Source organism: Paenibacillus sp. JT31N7, from assembly GCF_059692095.1.
Genome location: NZ_JCAUAT010000001.1, coordinates 1270034 through 1286040 on the forward strand (window position 1 = coordinate 1270034; position 16007 = coordinate 1286040).

19 protein-coding genes are annotated in these 16007 nt (G+C 50.1%); all 19 read right to left on the minus strand.

What is annotated here, in order from left to right; translation table 11 throughout:
• Positions 1–12: 12 nt before the first annotated feature.
• The 19 genes from AC58P5_RS05665 to trmFO all read right to left on the minus strand — a co-directional run bounded on the left by AC58P5_RS05665 (position 13) and on the right by trmFO (position 15973).
• Complete coding sequence (locus AC58P5_RS05665; protein WP_497385104.1) at positions 13–459, minus strand: flagellar basal body-associated FliL family protein; 447 nt, start codon at positions 457–459, stop codon at positions 13–15.
• On the minus strand, positions 459–680 hold the full coding sequence (locus AC58P5_RS05670) for a flagellar FlbD family protein (RefSeq protein ID WP_009676773.1): 222 nt from the start codon (positions 678–680) through the stop codon (positions 459–461). Before AC58P5_RS05670 ends, AC58P5_RS05665 begins: the two co-directional genes overlap by 1 nt.
• A gap of 62 nt (positions 681–742) precedes the next feature.
• Positions 743–1576, minus strand: coding sequence for a flagellar basal body rod protein FlgG (flgG, locus tag AC58P5_RS05675; protein ID WP_497385105.1), 834 nt, complete (start codon positions 1574–1576; stop codon positions 743–745).
• Positions 1577–1697: 121 nt separating this feature from the next.
• Positions 1698–2072, minus strand: a complete 375-nt coding sequence (locus AC58P5_RS05680; RefSeq protein ID WP_497385106.1) for a TIGR02530 family flagellar biosynthesis protein — start codon at positions 2070–2072, stop codon at positions 1698–1700.
• Positions 2069–2530: a flagellar hook capping FlgD N-terminal domain-containing protein gene (locus tag AC58P5_RS05685; protein ID WP_497385107.1), complete on the minus strand. Its 462-nt coding sequence runs from the start codon at positions 2528–2530 to the stop codon at positions 2069–2071. Before AC58P5_RS05685 ends, AC58P5_RS05680 begins: the two co-directional genes overlap by 4 nt.
• A gap of 40 nt (positions 2531–2570) precedes the next feature.
• Entirely contained in the window at positions 2571–3965 is a 1395-nt protein-coding gene (locus tag AC58P5_RS05690; protein WP_497385108.1) for a flagellar hook-length control protein FliK, read from the minus strand.
• A 30-nt stretch (positions 3966–3995) separates the two neighbouring features.
• The gene (locus AC58P5_RS05695) at positions 3996–4898 is read right to left on the minus strand and encodes a MotE family protein (RefSeq protein ID WP_497385109.1); all 903 of its coding nucleotides are present in this window, start codon (positions 4896–4898) and stop codon (positions 3996–3998) included.
• Between the two features lie 24 nt (positions 4899–4922).
• On the minus strand, positions 4923–5369 hold the full coding sequence (gene fliJ, locus AC58P5_RS05700; RefSeq protein ID WP_497385110.1) for a flagellar export protein FliJ: 447 nt from the start codon (positions 5367–5369) through the stop codon (positions 4923–4925).
• 7 nt (positions 5370–5376) lie between these two features.
• Positions 5377–6702: a flagellar protein export ATPase FliI gene (gene fliI, locus AC58P5_RS05705; RefSeq protein ID WP_497385111.1), complete on the minus strand. Its 1326-nt coding sequence runs from the start codon at positions 6700–6702 to the stop codon at positions 5377–5379.
• Positions 6699–7532, minus strand: coding sequence for a flagellar assembly protein FliH (gene fliH, locus AC58P5_RS05710; protein WP_497385112.1), 834 nt, complete (start codon positions 7530–7532; stop codon positions 6699–6701). The genes fliI and fliH overlap by 4 nt, the downstream gene beginning before the upstream one ends.
• Positions 7525–8544 (minus strand): flagellar motor switch protein FliG, encoded by a 1020-nt coding sequence (gene fliG / locus AC58P5_RS05715; protein WP_016423453.1) that lies wholly within the window; start codon positions 8542–8544, stop codon positions 7525–7527. The genes fliH and fliG overlap by 8 nt, the downstream gene beginning before the upstream one ends.
• A 12-nt stretch (positions 8545–8556) precedes the next feature.
• Positions 8557–10134, minus strand: coding sequence for a flagellar basal-body MS-ring/collar protein FliF (fliF, locus tag AC58P5_RS05720; RefSeq protein WP_497385113.1), 1578 nt, complete (start codon positions 10132–10134; stop codon positions 8557–8559).
• Positions 10135–10183: 49 nt separating this feature from the next.
• On the minus strand, positions 10184–10495 hold the full coding sequence (gene fliE / locus AC58P5_RS05725) for a flagellar hook-basal body complex protein FliE (RefSeq protein ID WP_497386033.1): 312 nt from the start codon (positions 10493–10495) through the stop codon (positions 10184–10186).
• Between the two features lie 24 nt (positions 10496–10519).
• The gene (gene flgC, locus AC58P5_RS05730) at positions 10520–10969 is read right to left on the minus strand and encodes a flagellar basal body rod protein FlgC (RefSeq protein ID WP_497385114.1); all 450 of its coding nucleotides are present in this window, start codon (positions 10967–10969) and stop codon (positions 10520–10522) included.
• A 3-nt stretch (positions 10970–10972) separates the two neighbouring features.
• Entirely contained in the window at positions 10973–11386 is a 414-nt protein-coding gene (gene flgB / locus AC58P5_RS05735; protein WP_497385116.1) for a flagellar basal body rod protein FlgB, read from the minus strand.
• A 220-nt stretch (positions 11387–11606) separates the two neighbouring features.
• The gene (gene codY, locus AC58P5_RS05740) at positions 11607–12392 is read right to left on the minus strand and encodes a GTP-sensing pleiotropic transcriptional regulator CodY (RefSeq protein WP_497385117.1); all 786 of its coding nucleotides are present in this window, start codon (positions 12390–12392) and stop codon (positions 11607–11609) included.
• A gap of 63 nt (positions 12393–12455) precedes the next feature.
• Positions 12456–13856 (minus strand): ATP-dependent protease ATPase subunit HslU, encoded by a 1401-nt coding sequence (gene hslU / locus AC58P5_RS05745; protein WP_497385119.1) that lies wholly within the window; start codon positions 13854–13856, stop codon positions 12456–12458.
• 77 nt (positions 13857–13933) lie between these two features.
• A complete protein-coding gene (hslV, locus tag AC58P5_RS05750) occupies positions 13934–14485 on the minus strand; it encodes an ATP-dependent protease subunit HslV (RefSeq protein ID WP_009674471.1) in 552 nt (183 codons plus the stop codon).
• 159 nt (positions 14486–14644) lie between these two features.
• A complete protein-coding gene (trmFO, locus tag AC58P5_RS05755) occupies positions 14645–15973 on the minus strand; it encodes an FADH(2)-oxidizing methylenetetrahydrofolate--tRNA-(uracil(54)-C(5))-methyltransferase TrmFO (RefSeq protein ID WP_497385121.1) in 1329 nt (442 codons plus the stop codon).
• Between the last annotated feature and the right edge of the window lie 34 nt (positions 15974–16007).

A 16007-nucleotide genomic window follows, 5' to 3' on the forward strand; every position in this document is an offset into this window, starting at 1 on the left:
CTATGTAAAAGGCTACTCAAGTACAATATCGGTAATATTAATGCGCCTTATTTTTCCTTCATTAAGAAGCGGATTAAGCTTGTTGATCAGTGCGTTGGTCAAGTTATCCTGCCCTTTGCTGCCTGAAATCTGATCGGAATTCATGTCAGAAAGAGTCCGGATGATTGTTCCTTTGATACGGGAATCAATCAGATTTTCGAAATCCGTTTTTGCTTTTTTGTTTTCCAGCTCAAAAGCCAGACTGATTTTCACGAAGCTGCCCTGACTGGCCAGGTTTGTCGTAATATCTTTCATAATGACGGTATTTTCTTTGATCTCCGCCGACGTTTGAACCTTCTCTTCAGCGGCCGATTCCGATTTATTGTCCATAACCGTCCATAAAACAAATGCAGCCGTCAAGACTAACGTGATAGCGACAAGAATGGAAACCAACATCAGAAAAAATCGATTTTTAAGCACTACAAGCCCTCCGTATTCGCCGACTTGATCGTTGCTTGAACCGCACCGATCCGTTTCAAAAATTGTTCCACCATCTCTGTGACCACTGCCTCTTGTTCAAGGACCATAATTTTCTTTCCGTTAATCAACGTAATCACGGTGTCCGGTGTTTCTTCCATCATTTCAATCATAAGCGCGTTGATCACTAGCGGTTTGCCATTCATCCGGGTCAAACGTACCATGGTTCCCTCCATAGGTTCCAGGAGGGGGACCAGGCCCCCTTACCTTTTACCTTTGCCTGTTATTAGCGTTTCAGGTTAACGATCTCTTGCAAAATTTCATCCGACGTGGTGATAATCCGAGAGTTCGCCTGGAAACCACGCTGGGAAACGATCATTTCGGAAAACTCTTCGGTCAGATCCACGTTGGACATTTCAAGCTGACCGGCGATGATAGAGCCTGTGCCTTTAGCCGGATCAGCTGGTGTCCAATCACCGAGATTATCAATCGGTTCCATAGAAGCATTCGGAGAATATTCATACAAATTGCCGCCGGCTTTTGTTAAACCACCTGGATTAGAGAACTTAACGACTGCAATATTGTAAGTGGAAACCTCCGGAACTCCATTTATCACCTGCACAATTTTTCCATCCTGCGAGATAGAGAACTTCGTAGCTGCCTCATCCAATTGGATCGGTTGACCTTCCGTAGAGAAGAGGTACAATCCATCCGGATTCACAATAAAATTATCCGCATCTACTGTAAAGTTTCCCGCACGGGTAAAATAGGTTGGGGTGTCTCCACCCACTTCAGTTGCTCCAACCGCAAAGAATCCGTTCCCGTCAATACGCAAATCTGTAGGAACATTCGTAGTCATCGCGCTGCCGCCGGTATGAATCGTGTCAATGGCCGCAGTTCCAACGCCAAGACCGATCTGCTTGGCATTGACCCCGCCTTGCGTGCCTCCGCCGTCCGGTGCTGTTACGCCCGATACTGTCTGGCTGAGAATGTCCTGGAACATGACGCGGCCTTTTTTGAAGCCTGTCGTGTTCACGTTGGCGATGTTATTGCCGATCACATCGAGCTTTGTCTGAAAACCGCGCATGCCCGAAATACCGGAGTACATGGATCTTAACATTTATAGTTCCTCCTCTTATGTCGCCCGCCTGGGTGGGCACTTTCCTTTAAAGCCGCTTCTATCGGTCCGCAGCTTTCAGGGCCTCCTGCCTAGGTCCGGCCCGCTTTGGTGTGTAAAAGTTCTATGAAATAATGACAGCACTGTCTATTTGCGTAAAAACCTGATCCTGCAGCTTGGCTCCGTCCAATGCCGTGATTACCGTCCGGTTCGGGACGTTCACGATAAGGGCCGTTCCTCCGAGCACCATGAGCGTATCTTTGGCGCCCTTCGCGGCCGCTTTATCAATCGCATGTTCAAGCTTCGTCAACTGCTCGTTGTCGATTTGAATTCCCCGCTGTTTCAACCGGGTTTCCGCATGATGGCTGAACTTGACCAGTTCGCTTTGCAGAAGCTGATCGAATTCGGAGCGTCCGGCAGCCGGTTTCGGACTACCGTTTCGCTGAAGAGGTACCGGCGGAGTGGGATATAGTCTTCCTACCGTAATACGTTCGGTCATGGTGCAGGAACCGCCGGCTTGGAGTTTTCTATCTTAAGGACTTCCTCCAGCTTGACTTCCTTCCCGCCGACCGTCGCATACTGCACACCGTCCCGGACGATAATGGACTCGACGACTCCGTTCGTCATCACCGTTTCTCCGCTGTCTGTTTTGCCCATCCAGCTGATGTCCTTCCCGATCAGACTCGAAGTGAATCCGAGCGAAGACCGAAGCAATTTCATCTCGGAAGCCATGTTTGACAGCTGCTCGACCGAAGTGAATTGGGCCATTTGCGCCACGAACTCTTTATCCTGCATGGGCTGCATAGGATCCTGATTTTGAAGCTGGGTAATCAGGATTTTAAGGAAATCATCTTTGCCGAGGATCGAGCCGTCTTTCTTGTCTTTGGCTTTCGAGGCCGCGCTTGCCGTGCTCGTTGTTGAGCCCGTTTTGCTCAAATCTCCCCAAAGTTCTGCCATTTCTGCACCTCCTATCTAAGCTGAGTTATGCCAATCTCGATCAAGCCGAGGTTTCGAAGGAATTTCCTAAAGCCGCTTTTCTGGTTTCCTCCAAAATTTTCAACTCTTCGTTCCACTCTGTCATCTCTTCGGAATTGTTCTGGTTTCCGCCTCCGCCGCGCTGCTGTAGAAACTGCTGCGAAGACTGCTGCTGTCTGGAATCCTGGAACATCGTGGAAGACGTCGTGTTTTGGCCGACTTCCATTTTGTCTACCTGAACGCCTTGACTGTGCAGAGATTGTCTCAAGTGTGCGAGTTGGCTTTCGAGAAGCTCTTTTCCCAGTGCCGTATCCGCTGTAAACTGGGCAACCAATTGCCCGTTTTGCATCGTAAGGACCACATCAATGGTTCCCAGATGCTGCGGACGAAGCGAAAGTTTCGCTTCCGAGAAGCCATTCCCCATTTTCAGGCTCATGCGCTTTACCATGAACTGACTTAGTTCTTGAGCGAAGTTTTGAGCTGAAATCGTTGGAGCCGCCGCTTTGGCCGCCTGCTCGGGAAGAGCTGTTTTCACGCCTTCTTGAAGTCCTGTCAAACCATTCGCTGCCGGCTCGTTTTCGGATGCCGGAGTCGTGGAGGTCTGTACCGCCTCCAGGGTTTCATGAGCCGCTTGTCTCACGGAGTTCCAGACTCCGGTTCTTGCAGCCAACAATTCCAATGAAGCTTTGACGTTGCCTGTCTTCGTGACGGTCAACTCCGGCGCAGTGTCGGGATCACTAGCTGCTGCCCCTGTAGGGAGAGCCAAATCCGTTTGTTCCGCCGCCTTGGCCGTTGCTTTACCGGTTGCACCCGTCTGCTGGTTTAAAAGAGACGGCAGTGCCGTTTCTACCAGCTGCTTGAATTCGGCCGACAGCTGCTGCAAAAGGGGATGATCGGGCTGCTGTTTAAGCATGGCCGTCAAATCCAAAATCGTTTTCTGCAGTTTCAGCGAAGCATCGCCGTTATCAAGCTGAATGGCCTGTAATCCGGTTTGCTGCGTGCCGCTTAACAGTTGAAGCAGAGCCGAAGCATCGTTCGCCCACTGCTGCATGGCATCGGATTGGCTTAGCTGGCTGAACAGCTCCGGACTGCTCTGAATACTGCTGAGCAAAAGGTCCGCCATTCCTTCCGTTCCCGTTTGTCCTTCCATATCGCTCAGAGCTTCCTGAACGGGCACCGGGAGAAAAGGAATCACTTGAAGCAGGCCGGCCAGGATGGAATCGACGGGGCTGGCATTTTCCTCACCCGCTTCCTTCAGAAGCTGGCCGGTCATGACCTCTTGGAACGTTTCCGCATCGCCCTTGCCGCTTCCTGCTGACGCCGCAGCCGCTGCTGTAGTCTTTGCCGTTCCCGCTTTAACCGCCGTAGATCCTGCTGACGGTGCGGACGGAGTCGTGCTTGCTACTGGCATTTCCATAATTTATTTTCACCTCCTTTCATTAAAGAGCTATGGAACCAGATTGCCGGTAATGGAAGCAGCGGTTTCCTTGCTGATGCCTGCGATTTCGCCCATTAAAGCGGCGCGCTTGCTCGTATCCATCTCCCTCAGGATGGTTAATACCTGACCCGAGTTCTTCCCGTACATATCGGTTAATACTTTCGCGGCTTTGGACGCGTCCATCGATGCGAACGTCTGGCTCAGCTCAGCCGAAGTCATCTTCTTTTGCGCGGAATCCGGCTTTTGCTGAAGAACGAGACGATCTTGGAGAGCCGCGATCTTTTGATCCTGCGAAGAAGTGAGATCCTTCAGCGCGATCGAAGCGTCAGCCGCTTTCTTCGGATCCATTTTTTCGAGCACCTTCACCCGTTCGTCTGTTTTCATCGCGTTCAGAACGAGGATTGTTTCCTGCGGACTCAGGTTTTGAATGATTTGCGCCGCCTTGCTCGGCATCATCTTCGCATAAACCGATGCAAGTTCACGCACCTTTTTGTCGTACTCTTCATCCTGCTTGGCCAGCTCTTTATCTTCCAGCTCCGCCTTTTGCTGTTTGAGGTCCAGAATCGTTTTGTCCTTCTGTGCACTCGTTTGATCCGCTTTGTCCAGCTCTGTTTTAAGTTCCTGCACCTTGCTGTTCAACTGCTCGATTTCTTTGGTATTCGTCTTTACTGCATCTTCTTCCGTCCCCTTAGCTGCGGGGTTGCTTTGCGCATCCTCTTTCGGCAGGGGAATCATTTCCCCCACGACCGGGATTTTGTTCAGCGTCCGCTGGACAGTTTTCATCACATCGTAATCAAAAACGGATAGAAGAACACCAAGAAGAACGGCCGTAAACACGAACGGGATCAGAAACCAGACCAGAAAACGTTCCAACTTACCGCCCGAGGACGACTCTGTGCCTGCTTCTTCCATGACGCCTCCTCCTTTCGTGCGGGTTTACTGATAGGACAACCGGATATGCCGGTTGGATGCAATTTCGTCTAACGCCTCTTGTTCCTTTTTCAGAACAAAACCCGTAAACTGCTCCAACGCTTTATCCCGCGCTTTCGTCCAGACTTTCTCGTCGACCATTTTGTCGTTCAGGAGGTCCCTGTTGTGATTCACATGGCCCTGGGCCTTGGAGACATCGTGACGTTTGCGCGCAATCAGATGCTCGATGTGATCCACATAAGACTGCAGCTGACGAATTTCCAGCATGGAAACCGGCCGCATGGAAGTTTCCAGCATTTTCTCCTGGGCTTCGTTTTTGAGACGAATCAGCTCTTGAAGAGAGCTTTCTTCGTGATTCAGGTTGCCGATGGCAGTAGAAAGATTCCACTCCGCCTGCGAACGCTCGTTATTCTTCAAATTTACGATTTGCTGAAACGCATACTGGAATTTCATATTAGCCTCATCCTAACGAAAAATGATCGATCAAGTGCTGTTGCGCTTCTTCCAACGACACTTTTTCATTGGTTTTTTGTTTAACAAATTCAAGGATCTCATCCATATATTGAAGAGAAATATCAATTTCTTGATTTGACCCTCTTTGGTACGCCCCCAAATTTATCAAATCTTCCGAATCCTTATAAACAGAAAGCATTCGTTTGAGATGAGCCGCAGCGTCGAGCTGCTCCTGGGTAACGATTTCTTTCATAACCCGGCTTACGCTGGCAAGGACGTTAATGGCGGGATACTGGCCTTTGTTGGCGATATTCCGGTCCAACACGATGTGACCGTCAAGAATACCACGAACCGCATCCGCGATAGGCTCATTCATATCGTCACCGTCCACCAGTACCGTATAGAAAGCGGTAATCGAACCTTTCAAACCGGTGCCGGACCGTTCGAGCAGCTTAGGCAGCAGGGCGAAAACCGAGGGCGTATAACCCCGCGTCGCCGGAGGCTCTCCGACCGCCAGACCGACCTCACGCTGTGCCATCGCGAAGCGGGTTACGGAGTCCATCATGAGCATGACGTTCATTCCGCGGTCACGGAAATATTCGGCAATGCTCGTTGCGATGAAAGCTCCTTTGATCCGGACCATCGCCGGCTGGTCCGACGTAGCGACGATCACAACAGAACGCGCCAAGCCTTCCGGTCCGAGGTCTTTCTCGACGAATTCCAGAACCTCGCGGCCCCGTTCTCCAATAAGCGCGATCACGTTGACGTCCGCCGACGTGTTTCTCGCAACCATGCCGAGCAGGGTGCTTTTGCCCACACCGGAACCGGCGAAAATACCGACCCGCTGTCCCTTGCCTACGGTAAGCAGCCCGTCAATCGCACGGACACCTACGCCGAGAGGCTCTTGAACCCGCGGCCTCGACAAAGGATTGCTGGGGACATTGTTCGTAGAAACATGAGCCATTCTTGACGGTAAGAACGATCCGTCCAAAGGCTGGCCGAGACCGTTTAACACTTTACCCAGCAGCTCGTGACCGACCTGCACAGTGAGCGGCTTGCCTGTTCCGACTACATCGCAGCCGGGGCCGATCGCTTCCAATTCGCCAAGCGGCATCAGAATGACCTTGTTCCCTCTGAATCCGACCACTTCCGCCATCAGCGGCTGATTGGATTTATGAGGATAGATGTGGCACAACTCGCCGATACTTACATCCGGACCTTCCGATTCAACGGTCAAACCGATCACTTGCGTCACTTTGCCGTTTACCCGGACAGGATCCAGCTGCCTTAGAAAGTCTACATATTTGCCTGCATTCGGGCTACCTTGACTCATGATTCATCACCTTCACCATGAAGGGCAATGCGCTGTAAGGCCAGCTTGATCTCGTGAAGCTGCGTATCGATGCGGGCGTCAATGCTTCCGAACGTGGAACGGACTACACAGCCTTCATCCTGAACACTCGCATCCGGGATAATTTCTAGCTCCGCCTGCGAGTCGATTGCCGACAGCAATTCTTCACGGGCATCCTGAATGTAAGCGAAGTAGCGAGGAGCTACGCAGAGTGTGATCGTCCCGCTCTCTTTTCGACGGGCCAATACGCTTCGAATCGTTTCGACCATCCATTCGGGTGATACGGTCAGCTGCTTGGAAATGATTTTCTCCGCTATAGAGCAGCTCAGTTCGATGAGAAAAGGTTCCGCTTCCTGAATAACCTGCTGTTTCACCTGGTAAGCCTGCTGCAGTACCTGCCGCGCTTCCGATAACATGTCATCGTATTGCTGCTGGACATCCTGCCGGGCTTGATCCAAGCCTTCTTGATAACCCGTTTCGTAACCGGTTGTCCGGGCCTGCTCCTGATGCTGCTCATCTTCTTCGCGCCGCTGGTGCCACCAAGCTTCGATCTCGGCTTCCGTGTGTTCCTTCAGATCGGACACTTCCTGGATCGCCTGCTGCATATGGGATTGTGCGAAAGATTCCGCATCATCGAGAATTTGCCGTTTCAAGCTTTCCGCTTCGCTAAGCTGCGCTTCTTCTTCGGGAGTGAACCGCGGTTCATCGTCCGGAAGCTCGGCTTGTGGTGTATAAATCGGTTTAACCGGTACCCGGTAAGCATTTGTCTCATCCGCAGGAGCATAATGGAAAGGCTTTAGGATGTTAGACAATAATATCGTCTCCTCCACCGCGTGCGATGATGATTTCTCCGGATTCTTCTAGGCGGCGAATCGTGGATACAATCCGGGTTTGCGCTTCTTCGACATCGCGCAGCCGAACCGGGCCCATAAATTCCATTTCTTCTTTGAATGTTTCCGCCATCCGTTTGGACATGTTGCGGAAAATAGCTTCGCGGACTTCTTCGCTCGCCACTTTAAGCGCAAGCTGAAGGTCGGCATTTTCGATATCGCGGACAATGCGCTGAATGGAACGGTTGTCCACATTGACGATATCTTCGAAAACGAACATCCGCTTCTTGATCTCTTCGGCAAGTTCGGGATCTTGAATTTCGAGCGAATCCAGGATGGTACGCTCCGTACCTCTGTCTACTCCGTTCAAGATTTGAACGATCGAAGAAATACCGCCGGCCGATGTGTAATCCTGTGTAACGGTGGCCGAGAGTTTCTGTTCGAGCACTCTTTCTACTTGAGAAATCACTTCCGGTGACGTGCTGTCCATCAGAGCGATCCGTTTCGCAACATCCGCCTGCTTCTCCTGCGGCAGCGAAGACAAAATGATCGAAGCTTGTTCCGCTTGTAAATAAGACAGGACGAGTGCAATGGTTTGCGAATTCTCGTTTTGGATAAAGTTTAAGATCTGTGCAGGATCCGCTTTTCGGGCAAAATCGAACGGCCTTACCTGCAGATTAGCCGTTAGTCGGTTAATAATGTCGACGGCTTTGTTGGAACCGAGCGCTTTCTCAAGAATTTCTTTCGCATAGGCGATACCGCCTTGGGAGATGTATTCCTGAGCCCGGCAAATTTGGTGGAACTCCGATAAAATCGATTCTTTCTCTAATGCGTCTACTTTGCGTACATTTGCGATCTCGAGGGTAAGCTGCTCAATTTCATCTTCGCGCAAATGCTTGAAAATTTGAGCAGAAACTTCCGGTCCGAGGCTAATAAGCAGAATCGCCGCTTTTTGCCTTCCCGTTAACCCCTGATGTATTGCTCCTCTTGCCAAACACCCACACCTCTATTCATCCACCAGCCAGGTTCTAAGCAAATTGACAAACTCGTCCGGCTTTTTCTTGGCTAGCGTCTCTAATTGCTTTCGTACTTGATTTTCGTTGGAGACATTCTCGATATCGATCGTAGGATATTCCACTTTTGCCGGCGGAAGGTCAAGCTCATCCTCATCTTCTCCAGCTTTTTTCTTTCTTCTGATAGCGTACATGCCGAGCGCACCGAGCAACAGAGCAGCCAAGCCGATTCCACCGTACAGAAGATATTGCTGCCAATTCGTACCCGCAATTCCGGATGGTGTTACGAATGTTTGAGGAACCACTTTCACTTTGTCCTGAATTTGAGCCGGTGTGTATTCAACCTTGTTGTCGGCAAGCGCCGCACGAACAATGTTCGCCATTTGCCCTTCGATGAGACCTTTCAAATCCGCTACCGCGGCCTGGTCTTTCCCGGTTGAATCAAATCCGATATTGATGCTCATATCTTTCACGACATATGGTGTCTGGATAATATCGTTCGTGATGCGGTTAATTTCGTAATTGACCGTTTTGCTGCTTTCTTCGGAGTTTGCATTCCCGGATGCGGCTCCTCCCGGATAACCAGGCACGTCCGTTTGACCGGTTCCTGCCACTCCCCCCGTATTTCCTCCTGTGCTTGTTGTTGTTTTAGAGGATTCCTGGGTAGAAATTTCAAGTCCCTTCTTGTCTTCCACATTTGGCGGTGTAACCAGATTTTCCGTCGTTTTCTTCTGGTCGAAGTTCATCGTCGAGAAAACGCTGACCACCACTTTGTCAGGACCGAGCATTTTGTTGAGCAGGTTTGTAATATTTCCCTGTACGCTTGTTTCAAACTTGCGTCTGATGTCGAATTGGTTCTGAACCAGACCCGAAGTGCTTTGACCGCCGTTCGTTTCCTTGGAGTAAGCCAGGAACTGACCGTACTGGTCGGAAATCGTTATGTTCTGCAGCGGCAAATTTTTAACGCTGTGCGAAACCAGGTTATAAATCGTGTCTACTTGCCCTTGATCCAGCGAATAGCCCTGCTTCACATTCAGTACAACCGACGCCGTGGCTTCCTGCTTCTGATTGGCGAGAAATACTGTCTCATCCGGCAGCGAAATCAGAACCTTCGATTTATCCACCGCTTCGTTGGAATTGATAAGCTGTTGAAGCTCTCCCTGCACCGCGCTTAAATATTTCACCTTAAACTCGTTGTCCGTCATTCCGAAAGCACTGTCCGAAGCGAATGCGTCGTAACCGATCGAACTTCCTTTGTTCAAGCCCTGCGATTCAATGCCCAGTTTGACATTGGCGACTTCATTCTTCGGAACTTCAATGCTTTTGCCGTCCGAACTGAGGTTGTAAGGAATTTTCGCCGTGTCCAGGTACCCTTTAATCGCGGCGGCATCCGCCGGCTGGAGATTCGTATAAGCCAGTGAATACTCTGTCTTCGCAAGATTGTAGCTGATGATTCCAATAGTCAATAGGAGAACGAACAATGCAGCTACAAAAGTAAGCTTGGTCGTTTTGCTATATTGATTCCAATACTGTTTGACTTTCTCCCAATATTGGAGCAATCTTTCGTTCACAATGTCACCCCATCCGATTCAATCAATGTCGATCATGGTTCAGCCGCCGTTAGAGCTGCATCCTCATGACTTCCTGATAAGCTTCCACGACTTTATTGCGCACCTGGACGGTGAACTCTAAACCGAGCGATGCTTTTTCGGAAGCAATCATCAATTGATGGACGTCCGATAATTCCCCTTTGGCAAACTGCTGGTTGAGTCCGTCTACCGTATGCTGATCCGAATTCAACCCATTCATGGCCTCGTTGAGAAAAGAGGAAAACTGTTTCGTAAATTGGGAGGCACTTGCAGGCTCGCTCCCCACCGGCTGCTTTATTGTCTGCACCGGAGAAAATGCATTTAGATAAGTCGGGTTTACCACACTCATTCTCCTTTTTATCTTTTATTATCTGCCGATTTCAAGCGCTTTTGTAATCATGCCTTTGCTCGCGTTAAGTGCTGTTACGTTTGCTTCATAAGACCTTGTAGCGGAAATCATATCCACCATTTCCTTGGCCACATCGACGTTCGGCATCATGACGTACCCCTGCTGATTGGCGTCCGGGTGCGTAGGATTGTAAACCTGTTTGAACGGAGTGGTATCTCCGGAAATACTGGATACCCGAACCCCCTGCCCCGTGCCGTCCGTCATTGCCGAGTTGAGCATTTGAGCGAACGTTGGCTGGTTTTTCGGTTCAACCGAAACGATTTTGCGCTGGTAGGGTGTCCACTGCCCGTTCACGAATGACGCCCGGGTCGTATCGGCATTCGCGATATTCGAAGAGATGACATCCATTCTTAAACGCTGCGTCGTTAATGCCGATGCGCTGATGTCAAAGCTGTTCGTGATTCTCATCCTTTATCTTCTCCCATCCATCGCAATCTTCAGTTTACGGAACTCGTTGTTCATTTCTTGTATCATCGTGTTGTATTTAAGCTGATTTTTGGCCATCAATGACATCTCGTAATCCATGTCGACGTTGTTTAAATTGTTGTTCATCATGCTGTTCGGATCTGATTCAACAATCGCTTGACCGGGTAAGTTGGTATTAGACGGAATCTGAAGGTGCCTTGAATTTGTTCGTCTGCCTTCCAATACCGGCTGGTTACCGGTCATTTTCGCTTGAAGCAATTCCTCGAACAGAACGTCTGACCTTTTAAAATGAGGAGTGTCGGCGTTGGCCACATTGTTGGAAATCACCCGCTGCCGGAGGGCTGATGCATCCAGCGATTTCTCCATCCACTGAAATCCGGCTTGGTTTAGCAAGAACATGGTTACCCCACCTTTGATATCTTTATGAAACTAAATTCCATAATGGAACTTCACATTCCTCCTAACTTCGACACAAGGATTATTCAAAGTGTGTACATTATGTAGAATAATGTTGCTAAAATTATCATGAAGAAAAGTCTGGAAATAGACAATGAGAAAAAAGCCCTATCTTTAGGAAGATGGGCCTTTGTTTGGTTCACGTACAAGTATGAAATTTTTGTTACATTTTGGACTTTACTTGGTCAATCGCCTGCATCAATTGGTCATTCAATATGCGAATATACGTTCCTTTCATGCCAAGAGAACGCGTTTCAATGACACCCGCACTTTCCAGTTTGCGGAGCGCATTTACGATCACGGATCGAGTGATTCCGACACGATCTGCAATCTTGCTTGCAACGAGAAGTCCTTCTTTTCCTTCTAATTCTTCGAAAATATGCTCCACAGCCTCCAGCTCGCTGAACGACAAGGAACCGATGGCAACCTGAACCACTGCCTTGCTTCTTGCCTCCTGCTCAACCTCTTCCGCACGCATATGGAGGATTTCCATGGCTACGACTGTTGACCCATACTCTGCCAATATATAATCATCATCTGTAAAGGCAGAGTGCGTTCTGCATAGGACTAAAGTCCCAAGTCTGTCACCGCCTCCCAAAATCGGTACGATGGTGAAGTAGGTATATTCTCTTAAGTTCTTCATTTCTCCCACAAAAGTTGGAAACATTTCAAGTGCATCCGAATTCGACGTAGTTTCATCCACCTTTAGAAGAAAATGGTTGAATTCCGGCGAAAATCTTTTCTCCTCCGCCACGATTTGGTTGATTGCCGAAGTCGGCAGTTCATTCGTCGTTGCGTATCCTAACAATTTGCCTCGTCTGCTGACCACATACACATTGGAATGAATGGTGTCCCGTAAAACCTCGGCCATATCCATAAAACTGACAGCACTCACCGCCTCCTTCTGGAGCAGACGGTTAAGCCTTCTCGTTTTGTTCAACAAGGTCATTGGCTTGCCTCCTACAATCTTATACCCAAGAATAGAAAACCGAAGGCGGTTACGCCTTCCGGTTTACAAAATATATTGGCTCAAATCCCGGTTCTCAACGATGTCGCCCAGCTTCTCACGGACGTATTCAGGCGTGATTACCATTTCCTCCAGATTTAATTCGGGAGCTTCGAACGATAAATCTTCCAGCAGCTTCTCCAAAATGGTATGCAGCCGCCGCGCACCGATGTTTTCCGTATTCTGATTGACTTCGACGGCAATGCGCGCAATTTCTTCGATCGCGGATTGGCTGAAATCGATCCGGATTCCTTCGGTTTCCAGCAAAGCGGTATACTGCTTGGTTAACGCGTTTTTAGGCTCCTTGAGAATGGAAACAAAATCTTCAAGCGTTAAATTGCTAAGCTCAACCCGGATCGGAAAACGCCCCTGAAGCTCCGGTATCAGATCGGAAGGTTTGGAAACATGAAAGGCTCCGGCCGCAATAAACAGGATATAATCCGTTTTGACAGGCCCGTACTTCGTTACGACCGTGGAACCTTCCACAATCGGGAGAATATCGCGCTGGACGCCTTCGCGAGACACATCCGGTCCGCCGCTTCCACGGCCGTTACCCGCGATTTTATCGATTTCATCCAGAAAAATGATTCCGCTTTGTTCGGCGCGCCGGATGGATTCCTGATTAACCTCATCCATATCGATCAGCTTCTGCGCTTCATCCTGGGTAAGCACTTTTCTGGCTTCTTTAACGGGAAGCTTCCGCTTCTTCGTGCGTTTCGGCAGGAGGCTGCCGAACATTTCCTGCATATTCATGCCGGCTTGATCCTGTCCCTGGCCAGCCAGCATATCCAGCATGGAGGGAGAATTATCTTCCACATCGACTTCAACGATGTAATTTTCGAGTTCACCGCGACTAAGTTGTTCTTTAATTTGCGCGCGCTTCGTTGCGATCTGAGGATCTTTATCATCTTCATCAGGTTCCTGGGCGCCCTGCTGATTGCCGAATATCATCTCCAGCGGATTTCGCTGGAATTTGGGACGGCTCGCGCTCGGTGCCAGAATGGCCACCAGTCGCTCGTTGGCAAGCTCTTCCGCCCGCTCTTTCACACTCTCGGTACGTTCGCTCTTAACCATGCGTATCGACGTTTCAACGAGATCCCGGACCATGGACTCCACATCCCTGCCCACATAGCCGACCTCGGTAAATTTTGTAGCTTCCAGCTTCACAAAGGGGGCTCCGACCAGTTTAGCGAGTCTTCTTGCTATCTCCGTCTTGCCTACTCCTGTCGGCCCGATCATCAAGATATTTTTGGGCACAATTTCGTCACGCATGGATTCATCCAGTCTGCTGCGGCGAAAACGGTTACGCAGGGCGACGGCTACGGACTTCTTGGCCTGCTTCTGACCGACAATATACCGGTCCAGCTCTTGCACGATTTGTCTAGGTGTAAGGGAGCTTGTGCTCAAAAGGAACCCCTCCTTCATATAGTGCCCGATAAGGACTTGGTTACAAGCCTTACCTGCCCATTGCTCGTCGGTCGGCGTTATATTTCTTCCACAATAATATTATGATTCGTAAACACGCAAATATCTGCGGCCATTTCCAGAGAAGCTTTCGCAATGTCGGCTGCGCTCATGTCGGTTGCGTAACGGGATAAGGCGCGACCTGCCGCCAGGGCAAAACTTCCGCCGGAACCGATCGCAACGATGCCGTCATCCGGCTCGATAATTTCTCCGTTGCCGGAAATAAGCAGAAGCCCGTGTTCGTCCATCACGATCATCATGGCCTCCAGTTTGCGCAGAACGCGGTCGGATCTCCATTCCTTGGCCAGTTCTACGGCCGCCCTCTGAAGATTTCCGTGATGTTCTTCCAGCTTACCCTCGAACTTCTCAAACAAGGTAATCGCATCCGCGACAGACCCTGCAAACCCGGAAATTACTTTCCCCCGGTACAGACGCCGCACTTTCTTCGCCGTATTCTTCATAATCATGCTGTTGCCGAAAGTCACTTGGCCGTCTCCGGCTATCGCCCCGCGACCGTCTTTGCGGATGGCAAATATCGTCGTGGCATGAAAAGTCGCATTGGTCGGATCCATAGTTCACCTCTCGATTCTTTTCCGAAGCTGCTTGCTGCGAGAGAACGGAAAATAAGAAGCAGCAGCAAAAGGTTGTTTTGATGCTGCTTCCGGAGTTTGATTTAAAGTGGTTGTGTACAGCGTCGTTCAAAACAACTTAATCGTAACACAGCCGCACTTTCACTTACAAGCTGACTGGACTGTATTTTGCGAAAAATTCTGAATAGTCTCAATTGCCCGTTCCGCAAGCTTTTCGTACTTCATTTTTTTATTACGGATTTTTTCGCCTAGCGGCGGGAAAAGACCAAAGTTGGCATTCATCGGCTGAAAATGCTTCGTGTCCGCAGTCGTAATATACTGCGCCATGCTGCCAAGGGCGGTTTCCAGCGGAAACTGCAGGCAATCCAGCCCCTGTGCCAATCTTCCCGCATTAATCCCGGCGATCAGGCCGGATGCGGCCGATTCGACATAACCTTCTACCCCGGTCATCTGTCCGGCAAAGAACAGATTATCCCGGTTTTTGAACTGATAGGTCGGTTTCAGCAAACGGGGGGAGTTGATAAAGGTGTTGCGGTGCATAACCCCGTAGCGCACGAACTCGGCATTTTCAAGACCTGGGATCAGCTGCAGAACCCGCTTCTGTTCGCCCCATTTCAGATGCGTTTGAAACCCGACCAGATTATACAGCGTGCCTGCTGCGTTATCCTGGCGAAGTTGAACGACCGCGTAAGGAAGTTCACCCGTGTGCGGGTTAATAAGACCTACCGGCTTCATCGGGCCGTACAGAGCGGTTTGTTTGCCGCGTTTGGCCATCACTTCGATCGGCATGCAGCCTTCGAAATAGATCTCTTTCTCAAATTCCTTCACAGGTGCCGTTTCGGCTGTGATCAGAGCTTCGTAGAAAGCATCGAATTCCGCCTCCGTCATCGGGCAGTTCAGATAAGCGGCTTCTCCTTTGTCGTACCGGGAAGCCAGATACACTTTGCTCATATCGATGGAGTCTTTCTCGATAATCGGCGCGGCCGCATCGTAGAAATACAAATACTCTTCTCCCATAAGCGCCTGCAGACTTGCAGACAAGTCCGGGGAAGTAAGCGGCCCGGAAGCCACAACGGTAATCCCATCCGGAATTTCCTTTAGTTCCTCGGTGCGCACTTCAATGAGAGGATGATTGCGGAGGGTATCCGTGATCTCCCCGGAGAAGCCGTCACGATCCACCGCCAGAGCGCCTCCGGCGGGTACTGCATGCTTGTCGGCACTGGAGAGGATGAGAGAGTTCAGCTCCCTCATCTCCTGCTTCAGAACGCCTACCGCGTTCGTCAGACCGTTCGCGCGAAGCGAGTTGCTGCACACAAGCTCGGCGAATTTATCGGTAATATGCGCCGGTGTCTTCCGCACCGGACGCATTTCGTACAATACAACGGGCACGCCCTGGCTAGCGATTTGAAAAGCCGCTTCGCTTCCTGCCAGGCCGGCACCGATTACGGTTACTTTTTGTCCTGCTGTCAATGTTCACACCTCTAGTTCAATCGTTAGCAATCCG